The following is a 19,567-nucleotide window of genomic DNA, read 5'->3' as shown; positions in this document are numbered from 1 at the left end:
GGCGCATTTGTGGCTAGGCCAGCGGCGCCAGCAACAGCTGCAGATCCTCGGCGCTGAACTTGGTCGCCAGCGCCGCATCGCTGCCCAGCACGCCTTCGGCCAGCGCGGCTTTGCGCGCTTGCAGTTCGATGATGCGTTCTTCGATGCTGCCTTCGACCACGATCTTGTAGACGAACACGGTTTGATCCTGGCCGATGCGATGGGCGCGGGCGGTGGCCTGTTCCTGCACGGCAGGGTTCCACCAGGGATCGATGTGGATCACAGTATCGGCGGCAGTCAGGTTGAGGCCGACGCCGCCGGCCTTGAGGCTGATTAAGAGCAGCGGCACGGTCTTGGCCTGGAATTGCGCTACCAGGGCGCCGCGTTGGGACGGTGGAGTTTTTCCGGTCAGGGCCAGCCAAGGTAATTGCAATGCCTCCAGTTCGAGTGCGATCAGGTCCAGCATTTCGGTGAACTGCGAAAACACCAGGATGCGCCGACCTTCCGCCACCAGCGCCGGCAGCATGTCGCGCAACAGTTCCAGCTTGGCGCGTTCGATGCCATCCGCATGCTGCATATTCTTCAGCAGGAACGGGTCGCAGCATACCTGCCGCAGCTTCAGCAACGCATCAAGGATCGTGATCTGGCCACCGCTGAAGCCCTTGCGCTTGAGCACGCCGCGTATCTGTTCATCGGCCGCCACGCGTACGCTTTCGTACAGGTCGCGCTGATGCCCTTGCAGTTGCACCAGCTTGACGGTTTCAGTGCGCGGCGGCAGTTCGCTTGCCACTTCGTCCTTGCGTCGGCGCAGGATGAACGGCCTGACTCGTTGCGCCAGCAATTGCGCGCGCAAGGTCTGGCCGCCGATCTCGATCGGCTTGCGCCACAGCCGGCTGAAAGTGCGCATGTCGCCCAGGAAGCCGGGCATCAGGAAATCGAATTGGGTCCACAACTCGCCCAAGTGATTTTCCAACGGTGTTCCGGTGATGCAGAGCCGGTGCCGCGCACGCAGGCGTCGCACCGCACCGGCACTGCGCGCGCCGGCGTTCTTGACGGTTTGCGCTTCGTCCAGGATCAACATGTGGAAAGCCTGTGCCTCCAGCGCCGAGCGGTCGCGCCACAGCAGCGGATAAGTGGTGAGGATAAGGTCGTAATCGGCCATGCGGGCGAAATCGCGATGTCGCTCCGGGCCTTGCAGGGCAAGCACCCGCAGGCTGGGCGCCATGCGTTTTGCCTCGGCTTGCCAGTTGAAGATCAGCGAGGTCGGCAGCACCACCAGCGCCGGCAGATCGAGCCGGCCGGCCTGTTGTTCGATCAGCAGATGCGCCAGCGCTTGCGCGGTTTTTCCCAGGCCCATGTCGTCCGCCAGGATGCCGGCCAGGTGATGTTCGCGCAGGTACTGCAGCCAGGCCACGCCGTGCAATTGATAGGAGCGCAAGGTGACGCCGAGGCCGGTCGGTGCAAGCACTGGTTGCGGCGTGCCGGCGCCTTTCAGGCGCTGCGCCAACGCGCGCAAACCGGCATCGCCCTGCAACTGCCAAGCGCCATGTGCGCCGGCACGCGCGACCTGTGTGTCCAGCAGGCTTTGGCGCAGCGCCTCAAGCCGATACGCATCCCACGCCGATAGCTGCAGCGGACCTTCAGGCCTTTGCGGATCGCTCAGCAATTCCAGCATGCTGCCGACGATGGCCTTGAGCGGCGCCGCTTGCGCTTCAATCCGTTTGCCGCCGGGCGCGCGTAACAGGATCAGATCATGATCGTCGATCAGCGCGAGTTTCCTGGCATCGAGCCAGCGCGCATCGCGTTGCAAAAGATGCGCCAGCAGCGGCACCAGGTCCAGCATTTCGCCGTCGATTTCGATACCCAGCGTCAGCAGCCAGGAACCTTCGCCGGCCGGCAGGCCGAGCGCCGTCACGGTCTGTTCGCGGCCGCGCATGCGGGCGGCGACTTGCTTGCCCAGCAGTTCGCCGGTTTGCGGATTGACGATCAAGTGCCAGGCATCGACCGGCACGCTCTCGTGCGCGAAGCCGGGGCGCACCACGATGGCCCAGCCCTTGGCTTGCAGATCGGGTAACTGCTCGGCCCAGAAATCGCCGAAAAAATCTTCCTGCACCAGCGTCCACAACGAATCGAGATGTGCGGCTTCTTGCGCGGCTTGATCGTTGCGCCATTGCAGCGTGTCGGTCGGCAGCGGCTGCAGGCCCAGCTCCCACACCAGGTCGAGCGCGTCGGCTTCGGCGCCGAGGTCGCGCAGCAGCAGACGCCGGCCGGCGCCGGTGTCAACCGTTTGCGAGGATGCCGGACGGCGGTTCAGGAGTGTGGTCGGGGCTGCGCATTCCCATTGCAAGCCGTCTTCGGCGACATAGGTCCAGCTGATTTGCGCCACCGTCACGTTCGGCCCGCGCGGTCCGAACGGTCCGGAGGGGCGCATGCCCAGCAGGCCGTCGCCGCGGCCCAGGGTTTGCAGTGTCAGGCGTGGGCGAAAGCGGCCGGGGGATGCTGCCGCAGCACTCATTTCGGCAGGAAATGCGCGCGCAGGAGGCCCAGATCGCCATATCGGAGCGTGATGTCGCGGGCCAGCGGCAAGCCGAAGCTGCCGGCATACGAACCGGTGATGACGATTTGTCCGGCCTGCAAGCCTGGTCCGCTTGTACGCAGGAATTCAGCCAGCCAGTACAGCGGCGCGCGTGGCTCGCCATTCGGATGGCGGCCCTGTAGTTGCCGCTGTTCCGTTGCGCCATCGTCGACGTTGATCAGCAGCGTGCTTGCAGCGCGCGCACTTTCCGCATCGACTTGCGGGCCGAGATACAAGCCTTGGTTGAGCAAGCCGTCTGCCAGGTTTTCGATGAAACCGGCATCGTCGGGAGCGCTGTAGCGGCTATCGATCAGCTCCAGCGCCAGATGCGTGCTGCCGATGGCAGCATCGATCTCGGCCTCGGTGTAAGGCGCGCTGCGCGGCGGCAGGTCGTGCGCCAACACGAATGCGAGTTCCGGTTCGACCCGCACCTGACCATCGCGCGCCCAGGCGGCGCACAGACTATCGTTGTGAATGGTATTGGCATAAATCGGCGCTGCCACTGGTTGTCCTTCGACCGGCAAACCGCACTTCCAGCCGCCGATGCGTTCGCCCAAATGCGCACTGACTGCAGCTTGTATCGCCAACGCGGCCTCGGCATCCTGCGGCCGCAACGGTAGTGGCAGGCGCGCGCCCTGTACGCCTGATCGACGGCGCTGTGCCAGGATGGCGGCGGCTTCGGCTGCTGCGTGTGGGGTTTGGAGAGTCATGTTCTATGCGCGTACGCGGTAATGGTATTCATATTGTTGTTCGAATCCGAGCTTTCGATACAGTCCGAGGGCGGCCTGGTTGTCGGCCTGGGCTTGCAAGTATGCACTGCTTGCTCCTTGCGTCTTGCCCCAAGTGAGCAGCGCGCTAACCAGCCGGGCCGCCGCACCGCGCCGCCGCGCTGCGGGCGCAACGACAATATCGAACAGGCCGACCGCGCCGTTTTCTGCTACCGCCAGCCCGTAGGCGATTGGCGCGCCATTCTCGCTCAGGGTAGCGAATGCCGCAGGCATCGTGATCGCTGCCAGCATGCGATCATGGGCGGCCCGCGCAGATTCGGGCACTCGATTCGCTTCGGCAAAGCCCACGCTCCATGCGTGATTTGGCGCCGCCAGGATTTCAACATCGGGCGTGCTTTGGGTTTGCTGCGGCAGCGCGGCAGTCATGACCAGAGAGCGATCGATCTTGCGATATCCGGCATGATCTAGCATCTGGTCCGCCTCGGCGCCTGCCAGCGGCGACAAGCGAAATATCGTCGGCAAGCCGTGCCGCGCATAAAAATCTTCCGCAATACGCAGCGTTTCCGCGAATGCCGCGGTTGGCCGCAAGGCATTGGCGGAATTGGCGCGCTTGGTATAGCCCTCGGACAGGCGCAGCAGCCAGCCGCCGCACAACGCCGATTTTTGCGCCGGCCATGCGTTGAAGGCGCGCTCTTCGAGGGACGTAACGAGATCAAGATCGAAATTGAGCGTGGGCACTGGCGTGGTCATGATTTTTTGTGGTCGGTGGCGGAAAGATATTCTACCCGGCCCCGCCGCTTTGGCGCGGCCTGCCCATTGTCTTTTCCCTGGATTGCGGGTAACTTAGCGTTTTGCAACAGAGTTGCAATTAAATATGCAGCGCACAATTCGCACAATTCACATAAACCGCGCGGGAATCCCGGCCCGGATAGGCCTCCATTCGCAGAAGGATCTGTACTATATGTCTTTTCTTCACCAGTTATTTCTTCATCAACCCGCCCGTACCCTCGGCGCTCTTTCCCTGGCCCTGATGACCTCTACCACTACCCTAGCCGCATCCACTCCAACACCGCCGGTTGCTGCCAAACAGCCATGGCAGGAAACCCGTCATGGAGAAGTCGTCACCGACGACTATCGCTGGCTGCGTGAGAAAACCAATCCCAAAGTGATCGCCTACCTGAAGGCGGAGAATGCGTATACCCAGGCCATGACCAAGAATCTGGCGCCGCTCTCCAAGACCTTGTACGGCGAAATGAAGGGGCGCATGAAGGAAACCGATCTGTCGGTGCCGACCCGGCGCGGCAATTTCTATTACTACAGCCGCACTGAAGCCGGCCAGCAGTATCCGATCATTTGCCGGCGTCATGCCGCTGCGGATTTCACTTACGACGCCCAGGCCAAGGAAGAAGTCCTGCTGGATGAAAACCAGCTGGCAGAGGGCAAGGAGTTTTTCCAGGTCGAGAGTTTTTCGGTCAGCCCGGATGACCGCTATCTGGCATATTCGACCGACACCACCGGCTATCGCCAATATCAATTGCACATCAAGGATTTGAGCAGCGGACAGTTGCTGGCCGATTCGGTCGAGCGCGTCACGTCGCTGGCATGGGCGGCGGATAGCCAGACGCTGTTCGTGGTGCAGGAAGATGCGACCACCAAACGCTCCGATCTGCTGCTACGTCTCAAGCTCGGCAGCCAGCCGGTCGAGGTATATCGCGAACCGGTGGAGCAGTTCAATATCGGTGTCGGCAATAGCAGCGATCGCCAGTTCATCGAACTCGATGCACAAAGCACGGACACCACGGAAGTCAGCCTGCTGCCGGCCGACCAGCCGCAAGGCAGCTTCCGTTCGGTGTTGGGACGCACCACCGGCCACCGTTATGGCGTCGATCATCGCAACGGCGAACTGTTCATCCTGACCAACAAGGACGCCAAGAATTTCCGCCTGGTGCGGGCGCCGCTGGCGACGCCGGATCAAGCGCATTGGCAGGAAGTGATTGCGCATGACCCCAAAGTGCTGCTGGAGCATTTCGAATTGTTCCGCGATTTCCTGGTGGTCAGCGAAAAGACCGATGCCCAAGAGCGTTCGCGTATCTACAACTTCGCCGATCACAGCTGGAAGACCGTGCAGTTCGATGAGCCGGTGTACACCTCGCATGCCGGCGGCACGCCCGAGTTCACGTCGACCAAGTACCGTTTGATGTTTCAGTCGCCGGTGACGCCGCCGACGGTGTTTGATGTCGACATGGCGAGCGGCAAACGCGAAGTGCTGAAGCAGCAGGAAGTGCCCGGCTACGATCCATCCCTGTATGAAGCCAAACGCCTGTGGGCCACCGCGCGTGACGGCGTCAAGGTGCCGCTGTGGACTGTCGCCAAAAAGGGCATCAAGCTGGATGGTTCGGCGCCTTTGCTGCTGTACGCCTACGGCTCCTACGGCATTCCGGCCGAAGCCACGTTCTCCAACAGCAGAGTCAGCCTGCTTGATCGTGGTGTGGTGTTTGCCGAAGCCCATATCCGCGGCGGCAACGACATGGGCGAACATTGGCACGACGATGGCATGCTGATGAACAAGAAGAATACCTTCAACGATTTCATCGATAGCGCCGAGTACCTGATCCAGCAAGGCTGGACCAGCCCCAAACGCTTGATCATCGAAGGCGGCAGCGCCGGCGGCTTGCTGATGGGCGCGGTCACCAACATGCGTCCCGACCTGTTCCATGCGGTGCACGCGGCAGTGCCGTTTGTCGACGTCATGAACACCATGATGGACGCCAGCCTGCCGCTGACCACCGGCGAGTACCTGGAGTGGGGCAATCCCAATGAAAAGGCGGCCTACGACTACATGCGCAGCTACTCGCCGTATGACAACATCGAGCGCAAGGCTTACCCGGCGATGCTGGTCACCACCGGCCTGAACGACAGCCAGGTCATGTACTGGGAGCCGGCCAAGTACGTCGCCAAATTGCGCGCGATGAAGACTGATCACAATACCCTGCTGCTGAAAGTAAACATGGGCGCCGGCCACGGCGGCGCCTCGGGACGTTATGACGCCATCAAGGAGAGATCCTTCGAGATGGCGTGGATGTTGTCGCAATGGGGCATCACCCCATCCGGCAAGAAATAGGCATTTTTTTACAAGAAGAAAGCTCTACTTTTATTAACTTACGCAGGATTGATTATTCATGTCATTGCATAGCCGCCGATTCAAACTTCCCTCGCTGTTGATCGCCGCTGCCCTAGTCACAGCCGCAGCCAGCCCCGCGCACGCCGTAACCGTCGCCCCGGTGCAGGACGTCAGCGACGTCTTGCATGGCGTCACGGTAAAAGACCCGTACCGCTATTTCGAAAATGTCAAAGATCCCAAGGTCCAGGCCTGGCTGAAAGAGCAGGGCGACAGCGCGCGCAAGGAACTTGACCGCATCGGTTTGCGCGGCGAGCTTGAACAACGCATTGCCGAGATTTCGGCCGCCACCGGCGACGATATCCGCGGGATTACGCGCATGGCCGGCGATCACATCTACTACCTGAAGCGCGGCCGCGGCGAGAAGCAGTTCAAGCTGATGACGCGCGATGGCCTGCAAGGCGCCGAGCGGGTTCTGGTCGATCCTGAACTGGAAGCCAAGCGCACCGGCGTGCCGCATGCGATCAACTATTTCGTGCCGGCCTGGGACGGCAAGCATGTTGCCTACGGTGTGTCCGCCGGCGGTTCGGAAGATGCTTCGCTGTACATCCTCGATGTGCAAAGCGGTAAAACGGTCGGCCAGCCGATCCCGCGCGTGCATGAAGCCTTGATCGGCTGGCTGCCAGACAGCAAATCGCTGACCTACAACCAGCTCAAGACGCTGCAGCCGGGCGATGCCGATTCCGAGACCTACCTCGATAGTAAGGTCATGTGGCTGAAAGTCGGCGATGCGGAAGTGCAAGCCAAGCCGGTGTTTGGCCCGACTGTCACCACCGATCTGGGTCTGGCCCGTCTCGATGTCGGCGCCATCATCTTCAATCCGGGTAGCCGCTGGATGATTGCGCGCACCACCGACACCACCCTGCCCGAAGGCAATCTGTTCGTCGCCGATATTGCCGACCTCAACAAGCCGACGGTAGCGTGGAAGAAAATCTCCGGCTTCGACGACAAGATCACCGACGTTGACCTCAAGGGCAATGATCTTTACCTGCTGACCCATGCCGGGGCGCCGCGCAATCGTGTGTTGAAGCTGGATCTGCGCCATCCCGAATTGAAACTGGCGCGCGAAGTCGCCGCCGCACCAGCCGATGCCGTGCTGGAGAAATTCGCGTTGACGCGCGACGCCTTGATCGCCGAAATACGCGAGGGCACATCGATCGTGCTGCGCCGCTATGCGGCTGGCGACACCAAGGGACAAAGCATTCCGGCGCCGTTCAAGGGCGCCGCCAGCTTGCAGAACGATCCTGCCCATGCCTACAGTGATGTGCTGTACACCCTGAACGGCTGGACCGAATTGCCGCGCACTCTGCTGTTGAAAGGCAAGGTTTCCAGCGATCCCGGCCTGCGCGTCAATCCGCCGATGCCGAGCCTGCCGGAAGTGGAAGTGGTCGACGTCAAGGTGCCGAGCTACGATGGTGCCATGATCCCGATGACCCTGCTGTACAAGAAAGGCCTGAAGCGCGACGGCAGCAATCCGACGCTGCTGGACGGTTATGCCGCCTACGGCTTTTCGCAAACCGCCTACTTCTCGCCCGCCAGCATGGCCTGGATCGAACGCGGCGGCGTGCTGGCGTATGCCAATGTGCGCGGCAGCGGCGTCTATGGCGATGACTGGTACCGGGCCGGCTTCAAGGCCACCAAGCCGAATACCTGGAAAGATGGCGTGGCTTGCGCCAAGTACCTGATCGCTGAAGGCTACGCTACGCCGAAGACATTGGGCGTGATGGGCACCAGCGCCGGTGGCATCTTCGTCGGCCGCACCGTGACTACGGCGCCGGAATTATTTGCGGCCGCCATTTTCAATGTCGGCATCATGGACACCGTGCGCGCCGAAGACAGCGCCAACGGCATCACCAATATTTCCGAATTCGGCAGCGCCCGCAACCCGGCGGAATTCCCGGCCTTGCTGGAAATGAGCACTTACCACAACATCAAGGACAACACCGCCTATCCGGCTGTCATGCTGGTGCACGGCATGAACGATCCGCGCGTCGATGTCTGGCACAGCGCCAAGACTGCAGCCCGTCTGCAAGCGGCTACCAGCAGCGGCAAACCGATCCTGCTGCGGCTCGACATGCAGGCAGGCCACGGCATAGGCAGCACTGCTACCCAGCGTTATGCGCTGTCCGCGGATATCTACAGTTTCCTGTTGTGGCAGATGGGCAAGGCTAAACAGAACGATAGCTGAGCGCTGTCTTAAGCATTGCGAGAATGTTGAGAGGCGGGTAGAGCCGCCACGACATGCGTCTGAACCAATCCTAACCGAGGGCGCTCCAAGAGAATTGTCCGTTGATTAACAGGTCAACCGGCCAACCACATCTTGGAGCCCCATGCAAAAACCACATCACTTCTTTCGCTTCCTATGCTGCGGCATGGTTGTTGTTGTCGGCATCCTGCCAACGGTAGCGAACGCAAACGCCGTCCTGCAGAATTCACTTTGGCGTGTCGCGCTCGATCCGTCGACATTGGCGATCAAGGTCACGCCGGCCGGTGGGCCGGACGTTGCGGTGTCGGACGGCGTGGACGCACACAAGGTATCGTCGCTGCACATCGCCGCCACGGAGGCGAGCTGGCGCTGGGACGAAGGCGCTGATCACGATTATGCGATCGAGGCAAAACTCGGCGAGCGCGATCTGGCCCTGACGATACGCGCCAAGGCGGCTGGTGAATTGACGCTTATCCGGCAACCGGCCCAAGCCATGGGGCGCGGCTTGATACTGCCGCTCACGGAAGGCCGCTATGTTGCGCGCGACAACAAGGTCTGGAACGATTTCATCCTGCAGCACATGGACCGGATCAACACCACGCAGGACCTCAGCCTGCCGTTGTGGGGCCTGGATCACGGCAAGTTCACGTTGAACTGGCTGCTGACCAATCCATTCAATAATCAACTCGATTTCAGCGCAGACAAGAACGGCGGCGGTTTGGCGCTCAAGGTCAGCCATACCTTCACGCCGCTGTCGGCCGATACGCCGATGACGCTGATCCTGCATCTGGGCGCGGCCGATCCGCTGGCCGGAGCCAAGCGTTATCGTGCGTGGTTGCAAGAGACTGGCCGCTTCGAATCGCTGGCAGACAAGATCGCCAAAACACCGGAGGCCGCCAAACTGATCGGCGCATCGCATATCTATCTGTGGGGCAGCGGCTTGATTGCCGCCAAGGATATTCGCGACTGGCCGGCCTTCCTGACGGCGTTGCGCGGCAAGGATGCGCTGGCTACGGATCTGCGCCGCGAATTCGATCGGGAGAGCAAATCCGTGCTGGCGCAAGCGACTGCCAAACCGGACAAATATCAGCAAAGAGTCATCATCCGCGCCTTCAACGCTGCGCTCAACGCCATCGCGCGCGCGGCGTGGCAAGTCGATGAACCCGATGTCGCGCTGCTTGCCAATCGCTACGGCGATTTGCGTTCGCAGGTGGCGCGGACGTTTTCCACCGCGTTGAGTAAAGATCCTGCCAGCTGGGGCGACGGCGTTTCCATCAACACCATGACGCAATTGCAGGCTGCCGGCTTGCCACGGTTGTGGATCGGCCTCGGCGAAGGTTGGGAAGGCGGCTTGTGGCATCCCGAGGCAATTGCTGCCGGCGTCAAGGACGGCTACATGGTGGCGCCATACGATTCCTATGAAACAGCTTTGCCGCGTGGCGACAATCCCGATTGGGCGACTGCGCATCTCGGCGAAAAGGCCTATCGCGATTGCGCCATCGTGCAGAAGGACGGCACGCTCAAATCCGGCTTTAACAAATCGGGCCATTACACCAATCCGCTATGCATGCGCCCGCTGCTGGAAGCCCGGGTACGTGCGTTGCAGGAAAAAAGCGGTTTCAACAGCTGGTTCCTGGACGCCTATGCGACTGGCATGGTGTTCGACGACTACAGGAAAGCGGCGCCAATGAGCATGGCGCAAAACGCCGCCGGCAATGTCGACAGCTCGCGCTGGATTTCGCAAGAGCGGCAAATGCCGACGGGCTCAGAGGATGGCAATGCGACCACTTCGCAGGGAATTTTCTTTGCGCACGGCATGCAGACGCCGGTGATCGGCTGGGGCGACAAGGACATGCAGAAAGATAAAACATCGCTGTATTATCTTGGCAAATATTATCCGCCGGAAGAGCCGGAAGTCATGTTCAAGGCTGTGCCATTGAAAGAACTCTACCGCAAAGTCCACTTCGATCCGGCGGCACGCCTGCCGCTATACCAGGCGGTATTCCACGATTCCGTCATCACCACGCATCACTGGCTGTTCGACAGCATGAAATTGAACAATGTCCGCACTGAGAACGAACTGACGCAGTTGCTCTATAACGTGCCACCGCTGTTTCACCTGAGTAGCGCGACATTCAAAGCCAAGCTGCCGTTGATGCAGCGGCAGGATGCATTTTTCCGGCCGCTGCATCAGCGCCTGGCGACCCAGGCGTTGACTGGATTCCGCTGGCTGTCGACAGACAAGATGCTGCAGGAAGCCAGCTATGCCGATGGGACCACATTGGTGGCGAATTTCTCTGACAGCGAACGTCAGGCTGAAGGCCGACGCTTCAAGCCATACAGCATTACGGCGCGTTTCAAAGACGGCAGCACGTCTACCCATCAGGTCGACAAAAAATAAGGAAGACGTTAGCGGTTACCCGTCAGTTACCCGCCAATGTCGCCTCCAAATCCGGTGCGGCATTGGCGCTTTTCATTCCTATTCCCTGATTTCAGTCGGCGCCACGCCGGTCCAGCGCTTGAACGCGCGGCGGAAATTGCGTACATCCTTGAAGCCGGTCTCGGCGGCGACATCCGCCACAGAAAATTTCGAATGCGACAGCAGTTCCAGTGCACGCGATTTGCGTACCGATTCCAGCAAGCCCTGATATGAAAAGCCGGCGTCGTTGAGACGGCGCCGCAGCGTTCGTTCGCCGATGTTGAGGGTGGCGGCGATACTTTGCAGCGAGGGCAAATCCTTCAAGTTGTCGCGGATCGCGCGCTCGATGGTGGTGGAAAGGTCGACTTTCTCCTGCTCTACAGTGAGATTCTCTTCGATCAATTTAATGGCCGTCTTGGCTACCAGTGGATCGTAGGTCGGCAGCGGGTAATTCATCCAGTTGACGTCGGTAATCAGGCGGTTGCGCGAGCAGCCGAAGCGTACCGGACAGCGGAAAATCGTATCGTAGATGGCGGCATGCGGCGGCGGCTGGTACACCAGTTCGATCGCGCTCGGCGTGAATTGCGGGCCGACCAGGTGGCGCACGATATTGACCATGCTGGAGAACGCTTCCTCGATCAGGAACATCTCGATATCCGGATCATAGAACTGCGGATCGGCCAGGATCGCCACCTGCTGGCCGCGCAACTCCATGGCGATATGGATCAGCGAACCGGCGCCTTTCTGATAATGGATACCCATCTCGCTGGCCTCGCCCAGCGTCGCACAAGTCATCATGCCAAAGCCGACCAGTCCCCAGGAAACCAATGTCTGGCGGCTGCCGACTGCCAGCCCGAGACCGGTATCGCCGATCAGTTTCTGGCCGCGCCGGATCATCATGCTGCCCTGGCGATAGGAAATCTTGAAATTGGGCTGGTTCAGGTCTTCCGCCGTGAAGCCGAGGCCGCGGCACAGCGATGCGGTGTCGTAGCCGCGCTCATGCGCCACGACGGACAGGTAACGCGGCGTCAGCGGATTGATCGACGCCGTCGAATAGCGCGGATCGAGACGTTCCGGTTTGGCGGCGGCCGGTTTTGCAGCGGGCTTCGAGGCCGGCTTTGAGGTCGGCTTTGTGGTCGATTTCATGTGTTCCATTGTGTCGGCAAGATAATTTTCTGTCTAGTCCAGATACATACAGCGGACAATATTTTGTCCGTTAAAGACCCTCCCGCCGTCCGTTTAGGCCCTCACTTGGCGCCGCGGACTTCGATACATTGGGGGCACGCAAAAAAATTCAAACAGGTCCGGCTTGTGTTCAGGAGATTGCCAATGAGTGCTTCATCCGTTTTGAGCAGCAACGCAGCAGTTTGCATTATCGGCGGCGGCCCCGGCGGCTTGAGCGCTGCCCGCGCCCTCAAGCGCCAGGGCATCAGCTACGAGCAGTTCGAACGCCACAGCGATGTCGGCGGCATCTGGGACATCAATAATCCGGGCAGCCCGATGTATGAATCTGCGCATTTCATTTCGTCGCGCGATCTGTCCGGCTACGCCGATTTTCCGATGCCGAAAGATTATCCCGATTACCCGACCAACCAGCAGATCGTCGACTATGTCAGGTCATTTGCGCGGGCCTTTGGTTTGTATGACAACATCCGTTTCGGCGTCTCGGTACAGTCGATCGACCAGTTGCCGGATGGCCGCTGGCAGGTCACGCTGGAGAATGGCGAACAGCGCCACTACCGGGCGGTGATCTGCGCCACCGGCTGCAACTGGGATCCCAGCCTGCCGGAAATCAAGGGCCATTTCAACGGCGAAATCCGCCACTCCGTGAGCTACAAGCGCGGCGAGGAATTCAAGGGCAAGCGCGTGATGGTGGTCGGCGCCGGCAACTCCGGTGCTGACATCTCCTGCGACGCAGCCACTTATGCCGATGCCGCTTTCATCAGCATGCGGCGCGGCTATCACTTTATTCCCAAGCATTTGTTCGGCGTGCCGGCCGACCAGTTTGCCGAAAAGGGGCCGCAGTTGCCGATGTGGATGGAGCGTCCCGTTTTCAGCGTGATCCTGCGCATGATCACCGGCGACCTGACCCGTTTCGGCCTGCAGAAACCGGATCACAAGCTGTTTGAAAGCCATCCGTTGATGAATACGCAATTGCTGCATCATCTGCAGCACGGCAATATCGCGGTGCGCCCGGATGTCGAGCGCTACGATGGCGACGAGGTGGTGTTCAAGGATGGCAGCCGCGAGAAACTGGACCTGGTTTTGTACGCCACCGGTTATAAATGGAGCGCGCCGTACGCCGGCCGTTATTTCGAGTGGCAGGGTGGGCGGCCGCAGATGTATTTGTCGGTATTCAACCGGGTGCATCGCAACCTGTTCGGCATCGGCTACATCGAGACCAATTCCAGCGCCTTCAAATTGTTCGATGCGCAAGCGCATCTGATCGCCAGCTACCTGCGCGAGCAAGCTGCCGGCGCTGAGCGAGTGCACACTTTCGACGAATTGATTGCGCATGACGATCCGGATCTGTCGGGCGGCATCAAATTCATCAAGTCGCAGCGTCATACGGTCTACCTGGAAGTGCATGCGCTCAAGCGCTACCTGAAGAAACTGCATAAGCGCATCGGCTGGCCGGCTTTGCGTGATGGTGATTACCTGCCGCTGCTCAAGCCGCAAGTGGCGGCAACCGCGTCGACCCGCAATGATCCGCTGAAGGAGGCGGCATGAAGCTCGGCCCGGAATTCGCCGGCCGGGTGGCCTTGCTGACCGGCGCCGCCGGCGGCATCGGCCGCGAGATCGCCAAGCGCCTGGACGCTGCCGGTCTGCGGCTGGTGCTGTGCGACCTGAACCAGGATGGCCTGGCCGAACTCGCTGCGAGCCTGCAACAGACGCCGCTGCTGATCGCCGGCGACCTGTGCCAGCGGCCGTTGCTGGAACAGATCCACGCGACCGTCGAAAAGGAGTTCGGTCATCTCGATATCCTGCTCAACAATGCCGCGGTGGTGCGTACCGACCGCTTCGACGAATACGCGCTCGATCATATCGAAAGCGACCTGCATATCAATCTGATCACGCCGCTGCTGCTGGCGCGCATCATGGTGCCGCTGCTCAAACTGGCGCCCGATCCGCGCATCATCAATACGATTTCGCTGGGTGGTGTCTTGCCGATGCCGGAGAGTCCGTTGTACAGTGCCAGCAAGTTTGGTTTGCGCGGCGCGACGCTTTCAATTGCAGTTGATTTTGCCAAGAAGGGCATCAAGGTCGGTGGCATCCTGCCGTCCTCGGTCGACACCGCGCAATTGCGGCATGAAGCGCTGACCGGCGGCAGCGCCCTGAATTTCATCGATCCGCCGCAAAGCCCGGCGCATGTCGCTGACGAAATGCTGCGCATGTTGCTGGAGCCACGCTTCGAGCGTTATCCGAAAGTGTCCGATGCGATGATGGTGCGGCTGGCCATGCTGTTCCCGAATCAGATCGGCAAAATCATCAACTGGTTTGAAAAGAAGGGCCAGGCCGGGCGCAAGCGCTATCTTGAAGAGCGCGGCCTGACCGGCCAAGTGGTGCGCTGGTAGCTGCGCCTGGCCGACAGAGGCACTAGAAATAAGCATTAGAAATAGGCATTGGAAATAAGCGCAACACCAAGGCGGCCGGATTCCGCAGTAGACGGACGGCCGCCGGGCAGGACCCCTGATCCCGCTGTACAAACATAACAACCCCGCCTGAGGGAGATGAGATATGGCTTCAAGCGCAGCGCCGGCCACGGCCACTGTGACCACGCTCGATTCCGCCGCGCCTGCTCCGGCAGCGCCGGCTGCCGCCATGACGGCGCCAAGTCCGCGCGCATTGCTGCGGCTGGGCGTGGTGTATGCGGTCGCCATCAACGGCACCATCCTGACACCCTTCATCGTCTCTACCCTGATGCTGCGCTTCGGCCTGGATGAGGGCCAAGCGACCATGATGACCGGCTTTGAAATGCTCGGCATGGCGCTCAGCTGCATGCTGTTGCCGCACCTGGTGGCGCGCTTCGCATTGCGCTTTGCCTGGATCGGCACGCTCGGCGCGATTGCCTGCCAGGTTGCCAGCGCATTGCTGGTCGGCGCCCAGGCGGTCGGGATAGCGCGCGGCCTGGCTGGCGTGTTCGAAGGCATGCTGTTCATGCTGGTGGCGGCGCGGGTCGCCAACCAGCCATCGGCTGAGCGGATCTGGGGTGTGATCATCCTGTTCGCCGGGCTGGTCAATGGCGCGCTGTTGATCGGCATTTCGTATTTGCCGGAGCGCTGGGCCGCGCAATGGCTGTTCCTGGCGTTGGCGGCGCTGATTGCGATTGCGGCGCCGCTGTTGTTGCGCGCCGGCCGCGATATTGTCCATGCGCCACGCACGGCAGCGGCTGCTGCGGTCGGCCTGCCATGGTTGCGCATCGGCGCCGTCTGGCTTTTCACGATCCTGATCTACGGCGTGCAGGCCGGGCAATGGGCGGTCACCGAGCTGGTCGGCCAGCACGCCGGCCTGGCAACTTCAACCATCGGCATCCTGCTGTCGCTCTCGTCCTTCCTCGGCTTCGTCGGTTGCATCGCTTCCTCATGGCGCGGCAGCCATCGGCATCGGACGCTGATCATTTGTGCTGCCCAGCTGCTGATGATTGTGTCGCTGCTATGGTTTTTCTCCACACGCGATGGCGCCGCCTACTTCAGCAGCCAGTTCCTGCTCAACGTCGGCTTTTATGCGCTGACGCCATTCCTGACCGGCCTGTTGTCCGAGATCGACGCAGACGGTTCGCTGGTATCGCGCACCGTGGTGGTGACGCTGGTCGGTGTGGCCTTCGGCACCACGCTGGCCGGCTGGCTGCTAACAGCGCTCGGCGTCGAGCATTTCGGCATGGTGCTGGCGGCCGCGGTGCTGCTTGGAGTGCCGTTGGTTGTGGTTGCCTTTGCCCGACCGTACCCGGCCCGAACCTGATCCAAATACAGATACAGAAGCAATCCAGATTTTCCCATCTGTTGTGATTTGACCTGCGAGGAGATATAAAAATGAAAATTCATCCAATCCAGCCGAAAGCCCTGGTGTTGTTGTTGGCCATGGCCTGGGGCTGCGGCCAGCTGGCTGCGCCGGCATCGGCCCAGCAGGCATCCAAACTGGGTACGGAGCTGACGCCGATCGGCGCTGAAAAGGCCGGTAACAAGGACGGCACCATCCCCGCCTGGAGCGGCGGCGATATCACGGCGGCGGGATACAAAGCCGGGCAGCCGCGCCCCAATCCATACGCCGGCGACAAGCCGCTGCTGACCATCAATGCTGCCAATGTCGACAAGTATGCGGCGCGCCTGTCGCCCGGTCAGGTGCAACTGATCAAGAGCATCAAGGGCTATCGGATGGATGTCTATCCGACCCACCGTTCCTGTGGTTATCCGGATGTGGTGTATGAACGCAGCAAGGCCAATGTCGGTTTTGCCAAGATTGCCGCCAATGGTTACGAACTGGCGGAAGCCAATACCGCCGGCTATCCGTTTCCGATGCCGTCCAATGGCGTCGAGGCGATGTGGAATTTCAAGATGCGTTACCAGGGCGAAGGTTTGACCTGGGCTTACGCAACGGTGGTTCCGCCGAAAGGCGGCAACGGCATCGGCGAGCCGCTGATCCAGGAAGACTACATCCTGTTTCCGCTGTCCATTCCGAAGAACAACACCATCGCCGGCGCGAAGGGCATCGAATCCCTTTATCTGAGCCCTTACATTGCGCCGGCCCAGTTTGCCGGCGACGTTACGCTGTCGCACGGGTATATCGGCAAGCCAAACGATATCTGGCTTTACTTCGCCAGCCAGCGCCGGGTGCGCCGCGCGCCGACCTATTCCTACGACGCGCCGATCCTGAACGATGAAAACCTCGAGACCATTGACCAGTACACGATGTACAACGGCCCGCTCGACCGCTACGACTACAAGCTGGTCGGCAAGAAGGAAATGATCGTTCCCTACAACTGGAACAAGGTCAACTCGGTGGAAAACAAGATCGCCGATGTGGTGCAGCCGACTTTCCTCAATCGCGACATGACCCGCTATGAAACCCACCGCGTCTGGGAAATCGAGGCAACCGTCAAGCAGGGCGCACGCCATACCTTCCCGAAACGCACGTTTTATCTCGATGAGGATTCCTGGCAGATCCTGGTGCAGGACCTGTACGACGGCCAGGGCAAGGTGCAGCGCGTGATGGAAAGCGGCGTGGTGATGGCTACCGAACTGCCGGCATGCGTGCAAGAAGCATACGCCAGCCATGACCTGTCGCTGGGACGTTATATCGCCGAACGAATTCCGGCCGGACAAAAACAATCGGACTGGTTGGCCGGGCGCGAAGGCCGGGTCAAAGAATCGATGTTCGAACCGGATGGCTTGCGCCGCTTCGCCAGCCGCTGATTGACGCAAATAGGGTGGTGGACCGGTGCTGCCGGGCTGCTACCCATTAATAAAAATCGCGCAGTTCATTCCGCAGTTCGTACGCATCCGGGGAGAGGCAAGAATGAAGAAGATGGGGAGAAACACGCGGCCAAGTTTCAGGCCGGGCATGCTGGTGGCGCTGGCGTTGGGTACATCGACAGTCATCGGCCAATCGGCCAGGGCGGAACAGTTCGATCTGGGAAATGGCCTTCAGGGCAGTTTCGATTCATCCATATCCTTCGGTCTCGGGGTGCGTACCTCTAGCCCCAACTGTTCTTTCATCGGCCAGGACAACGGCGGCTGCGCCAGCAGCGGCCAGGTTGACCTGGCGCGCCGCGATCCGGTGAATTTCAACCAGTCCTACGATCTGACCCGACTCAACCAGGACAACGGCAACCTCAATTACAAAAGCGGACAGGTCTTCTCGGCCGCCGTGCGTGGCGTGCACGACCTCTACCTGAAGGGGCCGGACGGCTGGAGTGGCCTGATGCGCGCCGCCTGGTCCTACGACTTTGCCGCCGACAACACCAGCTACGCCGATCTCACGCCCGATGCGCGCAGCCATGCCGTACACGACATCCGCTTGCTGGACGCCTACGTCAACAAGGAATTCGAGATCGATCAACATCCGGTGCGGGTGCGGGTTGGTAACCAGGTGATCAGTTGGGGTGAGGACATTTTCATTCCCGGCGGGATCAATTCAATCAATTCCATCGACGTGCGCCGCGCGCATAGCCCGGGTGTGCAGCTGAAGGAAATATTCCGCCCGGCGCCGATCCTCTCGCTCAACGCAGAAGTAGCCAAAGGTTTGAGCGTGGAGGGCTACTACCAGACGCGCTGGAACGGTTATGAATTCGATCCGGTCGGCACTTTCTTTTCGACCAGCGATGTGGTCGGCGCCGGCTCCAGCGGAGCCTTCCTGCCGACTTCGCTGGTCAATTCGGTGACCGGCCCGCTTGGCTTGCCACCGGCGCCGCCGGGCACGGTCGGCGATACCGGGACGCGCATCATCGGCATCAATCCCAGCACCGGCTTGCCATTTAACCGCCAGCTATCGGCCAGCGAACTGGGCGATCCCAATCTCAATCCCTTGTATGGCCCGCTGGTCCACAGTGGTAGCGTGATCCCACGCGGCCCAGACCACAATCCGAGGAATAGCGGCCAGTTCGGTTTGTCGACTCGCTACACATTCCCCGACAGCGGCGATGAGCTGGCTTTCTATTACGTGCGTTATCACGACAAGATTCCATTCGCCAGCATTCACGTCAACCAGGCAACTACCGCCAATCCGTTCGGCTGGCAGGACATCTTCCTGGACTATGCCGAAGACCGCAACCTGTTCGGCGTCTCCTACAACACCCGCGCCGGCGATTGGGCGTTCGGCACGGAACTGTCATTCCGGCCGAAGGAAAGCATTCCTATCGATCCGACCATCGTCGCCAATCCTGCCAATCCGTATTACTGCAACGCCGACCTCAATCCAGCCAACTATCGGCCGACCGGTTATGTCTGCCGCGGCGCGATCGATCAGAAGAAATACCAGTTCCACCTGACCGCGCTGAATATCTTCACGCCAGGCGGCAGCTTCGGCGGCTTGCTGCGCGCGCTGGGCGCCACCGAAGGCACCTTTACCTCGGAACTGGCGGCGGCCTACTATCCCGATGTCGACCCGAATCAGGGAATTCCATACTCGGTTACCTCCGATTACCGGCCGCCGACCAAACTCTCCAGCGGCCTGGTGGCGCAGATCGGCGTCAACTATCCGGCGGCGTTCGGCGGACAGGCATCCTTTGCACCGGATTTGTCGGTGTCGTATGGCGTCTCGGGCGTGTCAGCCAGCGCCTTGCCAGGTTTCATCGAAGGTGCCGGCGCGGTGGTGGTCGGCCTGACCATAGATTTCAAGACCAAGCCGTCGACCAAGATGCGGGTCGACTACACCCACAACTATGGCGGCGGCCAGTCCAACCTGAGCCGTGACCGCGACTTCGCCACCTTCAGTTTCACTACCTCGTTCTGATGGGCGCCGACGTTGGCATCGGCAAGCGGGTGCA

General features: G+C 60.7%; 12 protein-coding genes. 8 read left to right on the top strand and 4 right to left on the bottom strand.

The genetic code is table 11. The features are described from left to right. Positions 1-13 precede the first annotated feature (13 nt). Genes ACIPF8_RS05500 through ACIPF8_RS05490 form a run of 3 tightly spaced genes read right to left on the bottom strand, consistent with a single transcriptional unit; the run spans position 14 to position 4,032 of the window. Positions 14-2,494, bottom strand: a complete 2,481-nt coding sequence (locus ACIPF8_RS05500) for a DEAD/DEAH box helicase (protein WP_400417988.1) — start codon at positions 2,492-2,494, stop codon at positions 14-16. Next, on the bottom strand, positions 2,491-3,264 hold the full coding sequence (locus ACIPF8_RS05495; RefSeq protein ID WP_400417986.1) for a hypothetical protein: 774 nt from the start codon (positions 3,262-3,264) through the stop codon (positions 2,491-2,493). Before ACIPF8_RS05495 ends, ACIPF8_RS05500 begins: the two co-directional genes overlap by 4 nt. A 3-nt stretch (positions 3,265-3,267) precedes the next feature. Next, on the bottom strand, positions 3,268-4,032 hold the full coding sequence (locus ACIPF8_RS05490; protein WP_400417983.1) for a GNAT family N-acetyltransferase: 765 nt from the start codon (positions 4,030-4,032) through the stop codon (positions 3,268-3,270). Positions 4,033-4,243: 211 nt separating this feature from the next. Here ACIPF8_RS05490 and ACIPF8_RS05485 point away from each other — a divergent pair, with 211 nt between their 5' ends. From ACIPF8_RS05485 to ACIPF8_RS05475, 3 genes are all read left to right on the top strand, one after another. Beyond that, positions 4,244-6,403 carry a S9 family peptidase gene (locus tag ACIPF8_RS05485; RefSeq protein ID WP_400417981.1) on the top strand — a complete coding sequence of 720 codons (2,160 nt, stop codon included), beginning with the start codon at positions 4,244-4,246 and terminating at the stop codon, positions 6,401-6,403. 58 nt (positions 6,404-6,461) lie between these two features. Further along, positions 6,462-8,648 (top strand): prolyl oligopeptidase family serine peptidase, encoded by a 2,187-nt coding sequence (locus ACIPF8_RS05480; protein ID WP_400417979.1) that lies wholly within the window; start codon positions 6,462-6,464, stop codon positions 8,646-8,648. A gap of 142 nt (positions 8,649-8,790) precedes the next feature. After that, positions 8,791-11,067, top strand: coding sequence for a glycoside hydrolase (locus tag ACIPF8_RS05475; RefSeq protein ID WP_400417976.1), 2,277 nt, complete (start codon positions 8,791-8,793; stop codon positions 11,065-11,067). A gap of 78 nt (positions 11,068-11,145) precedes the next feature. Here ACIPF8_RS05475 and ACIPF8_RS05470 read toward each other — a convergent pair whose 3' ends face one another. Beyond that, positions 11,146-12,231, bottom strand: coding sequence for an AraC family transcriptional regulator (locus ACIPF8_RS05470; protein WP_400417973.1), 1,086 nt, complete (start codon positions 12,229-12,231; stop codon positions 11,146-11,148). A gap of 183 nt (positions 12,232-12,414) precedes the next feature. Here ACIPF8_RS05470 and ACIPF8_RS05465 point away from each other — a divergent pair, with 183 nt between their 5' ends. The 5 genes from ACIPF8_RS05465 to ACIPF8_RS05445 all read left to right on the top strand — a co-directional run bounded on the left by ACIPF8_RS05465 (position 12,415) and on the right by ACIPF8_RS05445 (position 19,533). Then, positions 12,415-13,815, top strand: a complete 1,401-nt coding sequence (locus ACIPF8_RS05465; RefSeq protein ID WP_400417970.1) for a flavin-containing monooxygenase — start codon at positions 12,415-12,417, stop codon at positions 13,813-13,815. Next, positions 13,812-14,660: an SDR family NAD(P)-dependent oxidoreductase gene (locus ACIPF8_RS05460; RefSeq protein WP_400417967.1), complete on the top strand. Its 849-nt coding sequence runs from the start codon at positions 13,812-13,814 to the stop codon at positions 14,658-14,660. The genes ACIPF8_RS05465 and ACIPF8_RS05460 overlap by 4 nt, the downstream gene beginning before the upstream one ends. A 163-nt stretch (positions 14,661-14,823) precedes the next feature. Then, positions 14,824-16,044 (top strand): MFS transporter, encoded by a 1,221-nt coding sequence (locus ACIPF8_RS05455; protein ID WP_400417964.1) that lies wholly within the window; start codon positions 14,824-14,826, stop codon positions 16,042-16,044. A gap of 71 nt (positions 16,045-16,115) precedes the next feature. Beyond that, on the top strand, positions 16,116-17,495 hold the full coding sequence (locus tag ACIPF8_RS05450) for a DUF1329 domain-containing protein (protein ID WP_400417961.1): 1,380 nt from the start codon (positions 16,116-16,118) through the stop codon (positions 17,493-17,495). Between the two features lie 103 nt (positions 17,496-17,598). Further along, the gene (locus tag ACIPF8_RS05445) at positions 17,599-19,533 is read left to right on the top strand and encodes a DUF1302 domain-containing protein (protein WP_400417958.1); all 1,935 of its coding nucleotides are present in this window, start codon (positions 17,599-17,601) and stop codon (positions 19,531-19,533) included. Positions 19,534-19,567: the final 34 nt, after the last annotated feature.

Source organism: Collimonas sp. NPDC087041 (assembly GCF_044745265.1).
Taxonomy (GTDB): Bacteria; Pseudomonadota; Gammaproteobacteria; order Burkholderiales; family Burkholderiaceae_D; genus Collimonas.
This window is presented reverse-complemented; position numbering and strand designations above follow the sequence as displayed.

Excerpts from the sequence above, each read along its gene's own strand:
- ACIPF8_RS05470 (WP_400417973.1), bottom strand. The coding sequence starts at position 12,231 with ATGAAATCGACCACAAAGCCGACCTCAAAGCCGGCCTCGAAGCCCGCT.
- ACIPF8_RS05445 (WP_400417958.1), top strand. The coding sequence starts at position 17,599 with ATGAAGAAGATGGGGAGAAACACGCGGCCAAGTTTCAGGCCGGGCATG.
- ACIPF8_RS05485 (WP_400417981.1), top strand. The coding sequence starts at position 4,244 with ATGTCTTTTCTTCACCAGTTATTTCTTCATCAACCCGCCCGTACCCTC.
- ACIPF8_RS05480 (WP_400417979.1), top strand. The coding sequence starts at position 6,462 with ATGTCATTGCATAGCCGCCGATTCAAACTTCCCTCGCTGTTGATCGCC.
- ACIPF8_RS05450 (WP_400417961.1), top strand. The coding sequence starts at position 16,116 with ATGAAAATTCATCCAATCCAGCCGAAAGCCCTGGTGTTGTTGTTGGCC.
- ACIPF8_RS05500 (WP_400417988.1), bottom strand. The coding sequence starts at position 2,494 with ATGAGTGCTGCGGCAGCATCCCCCGGCCGCTTTCGCCCACGCCTGACA.
- ACIPF8_RS05460 (WP_400417967.1), top strand. The coding sequence starts at position 13,812 with ATGAAGCTCGGCCCGGAATTCGCCGGCCGGGTGGCCTTGCTGACCGGC.
- ACIPF8_RS05455 (WP_400417964.1), top strand. The coding sequence starts at position 14,824 with ATGGCTTCAAGCGCAGCGCCGGCCACGGCCACTGTGACCACGCTCGAT.
- ACIPF8_RS05495 (WP_400417986.1), bottom strand. The coding sequence starts at position 3,264 with ATGACTCTCCAAACCCCACACGCAGCAGCCGAAGCCGCCGCCATCCTG.
- ACIPF8_RS05490 (WP_400417983.1), bottom strand. The coding sequence starts at position 4,032 with ATGACCACGCCAGTGCCCACGCTCAATTTCGATCTTGATCTCGTTACG.
- ACIPF8_RS05475 (WP_400417976.1), top strand. The coding sequence starts at position 8,791 with ATGCAAAAACCACATCACTTCTTTCGCTTCCTATGCTGCGGCATGGTT.
- ACIPF8_RS05465 (WP_400417970.1), top strand. The coding sequence starts at position 12,415 with ATGAGTGCTTCATCCGTTTTGAGCAGCAACGCAGCAGTTTGCATTATC.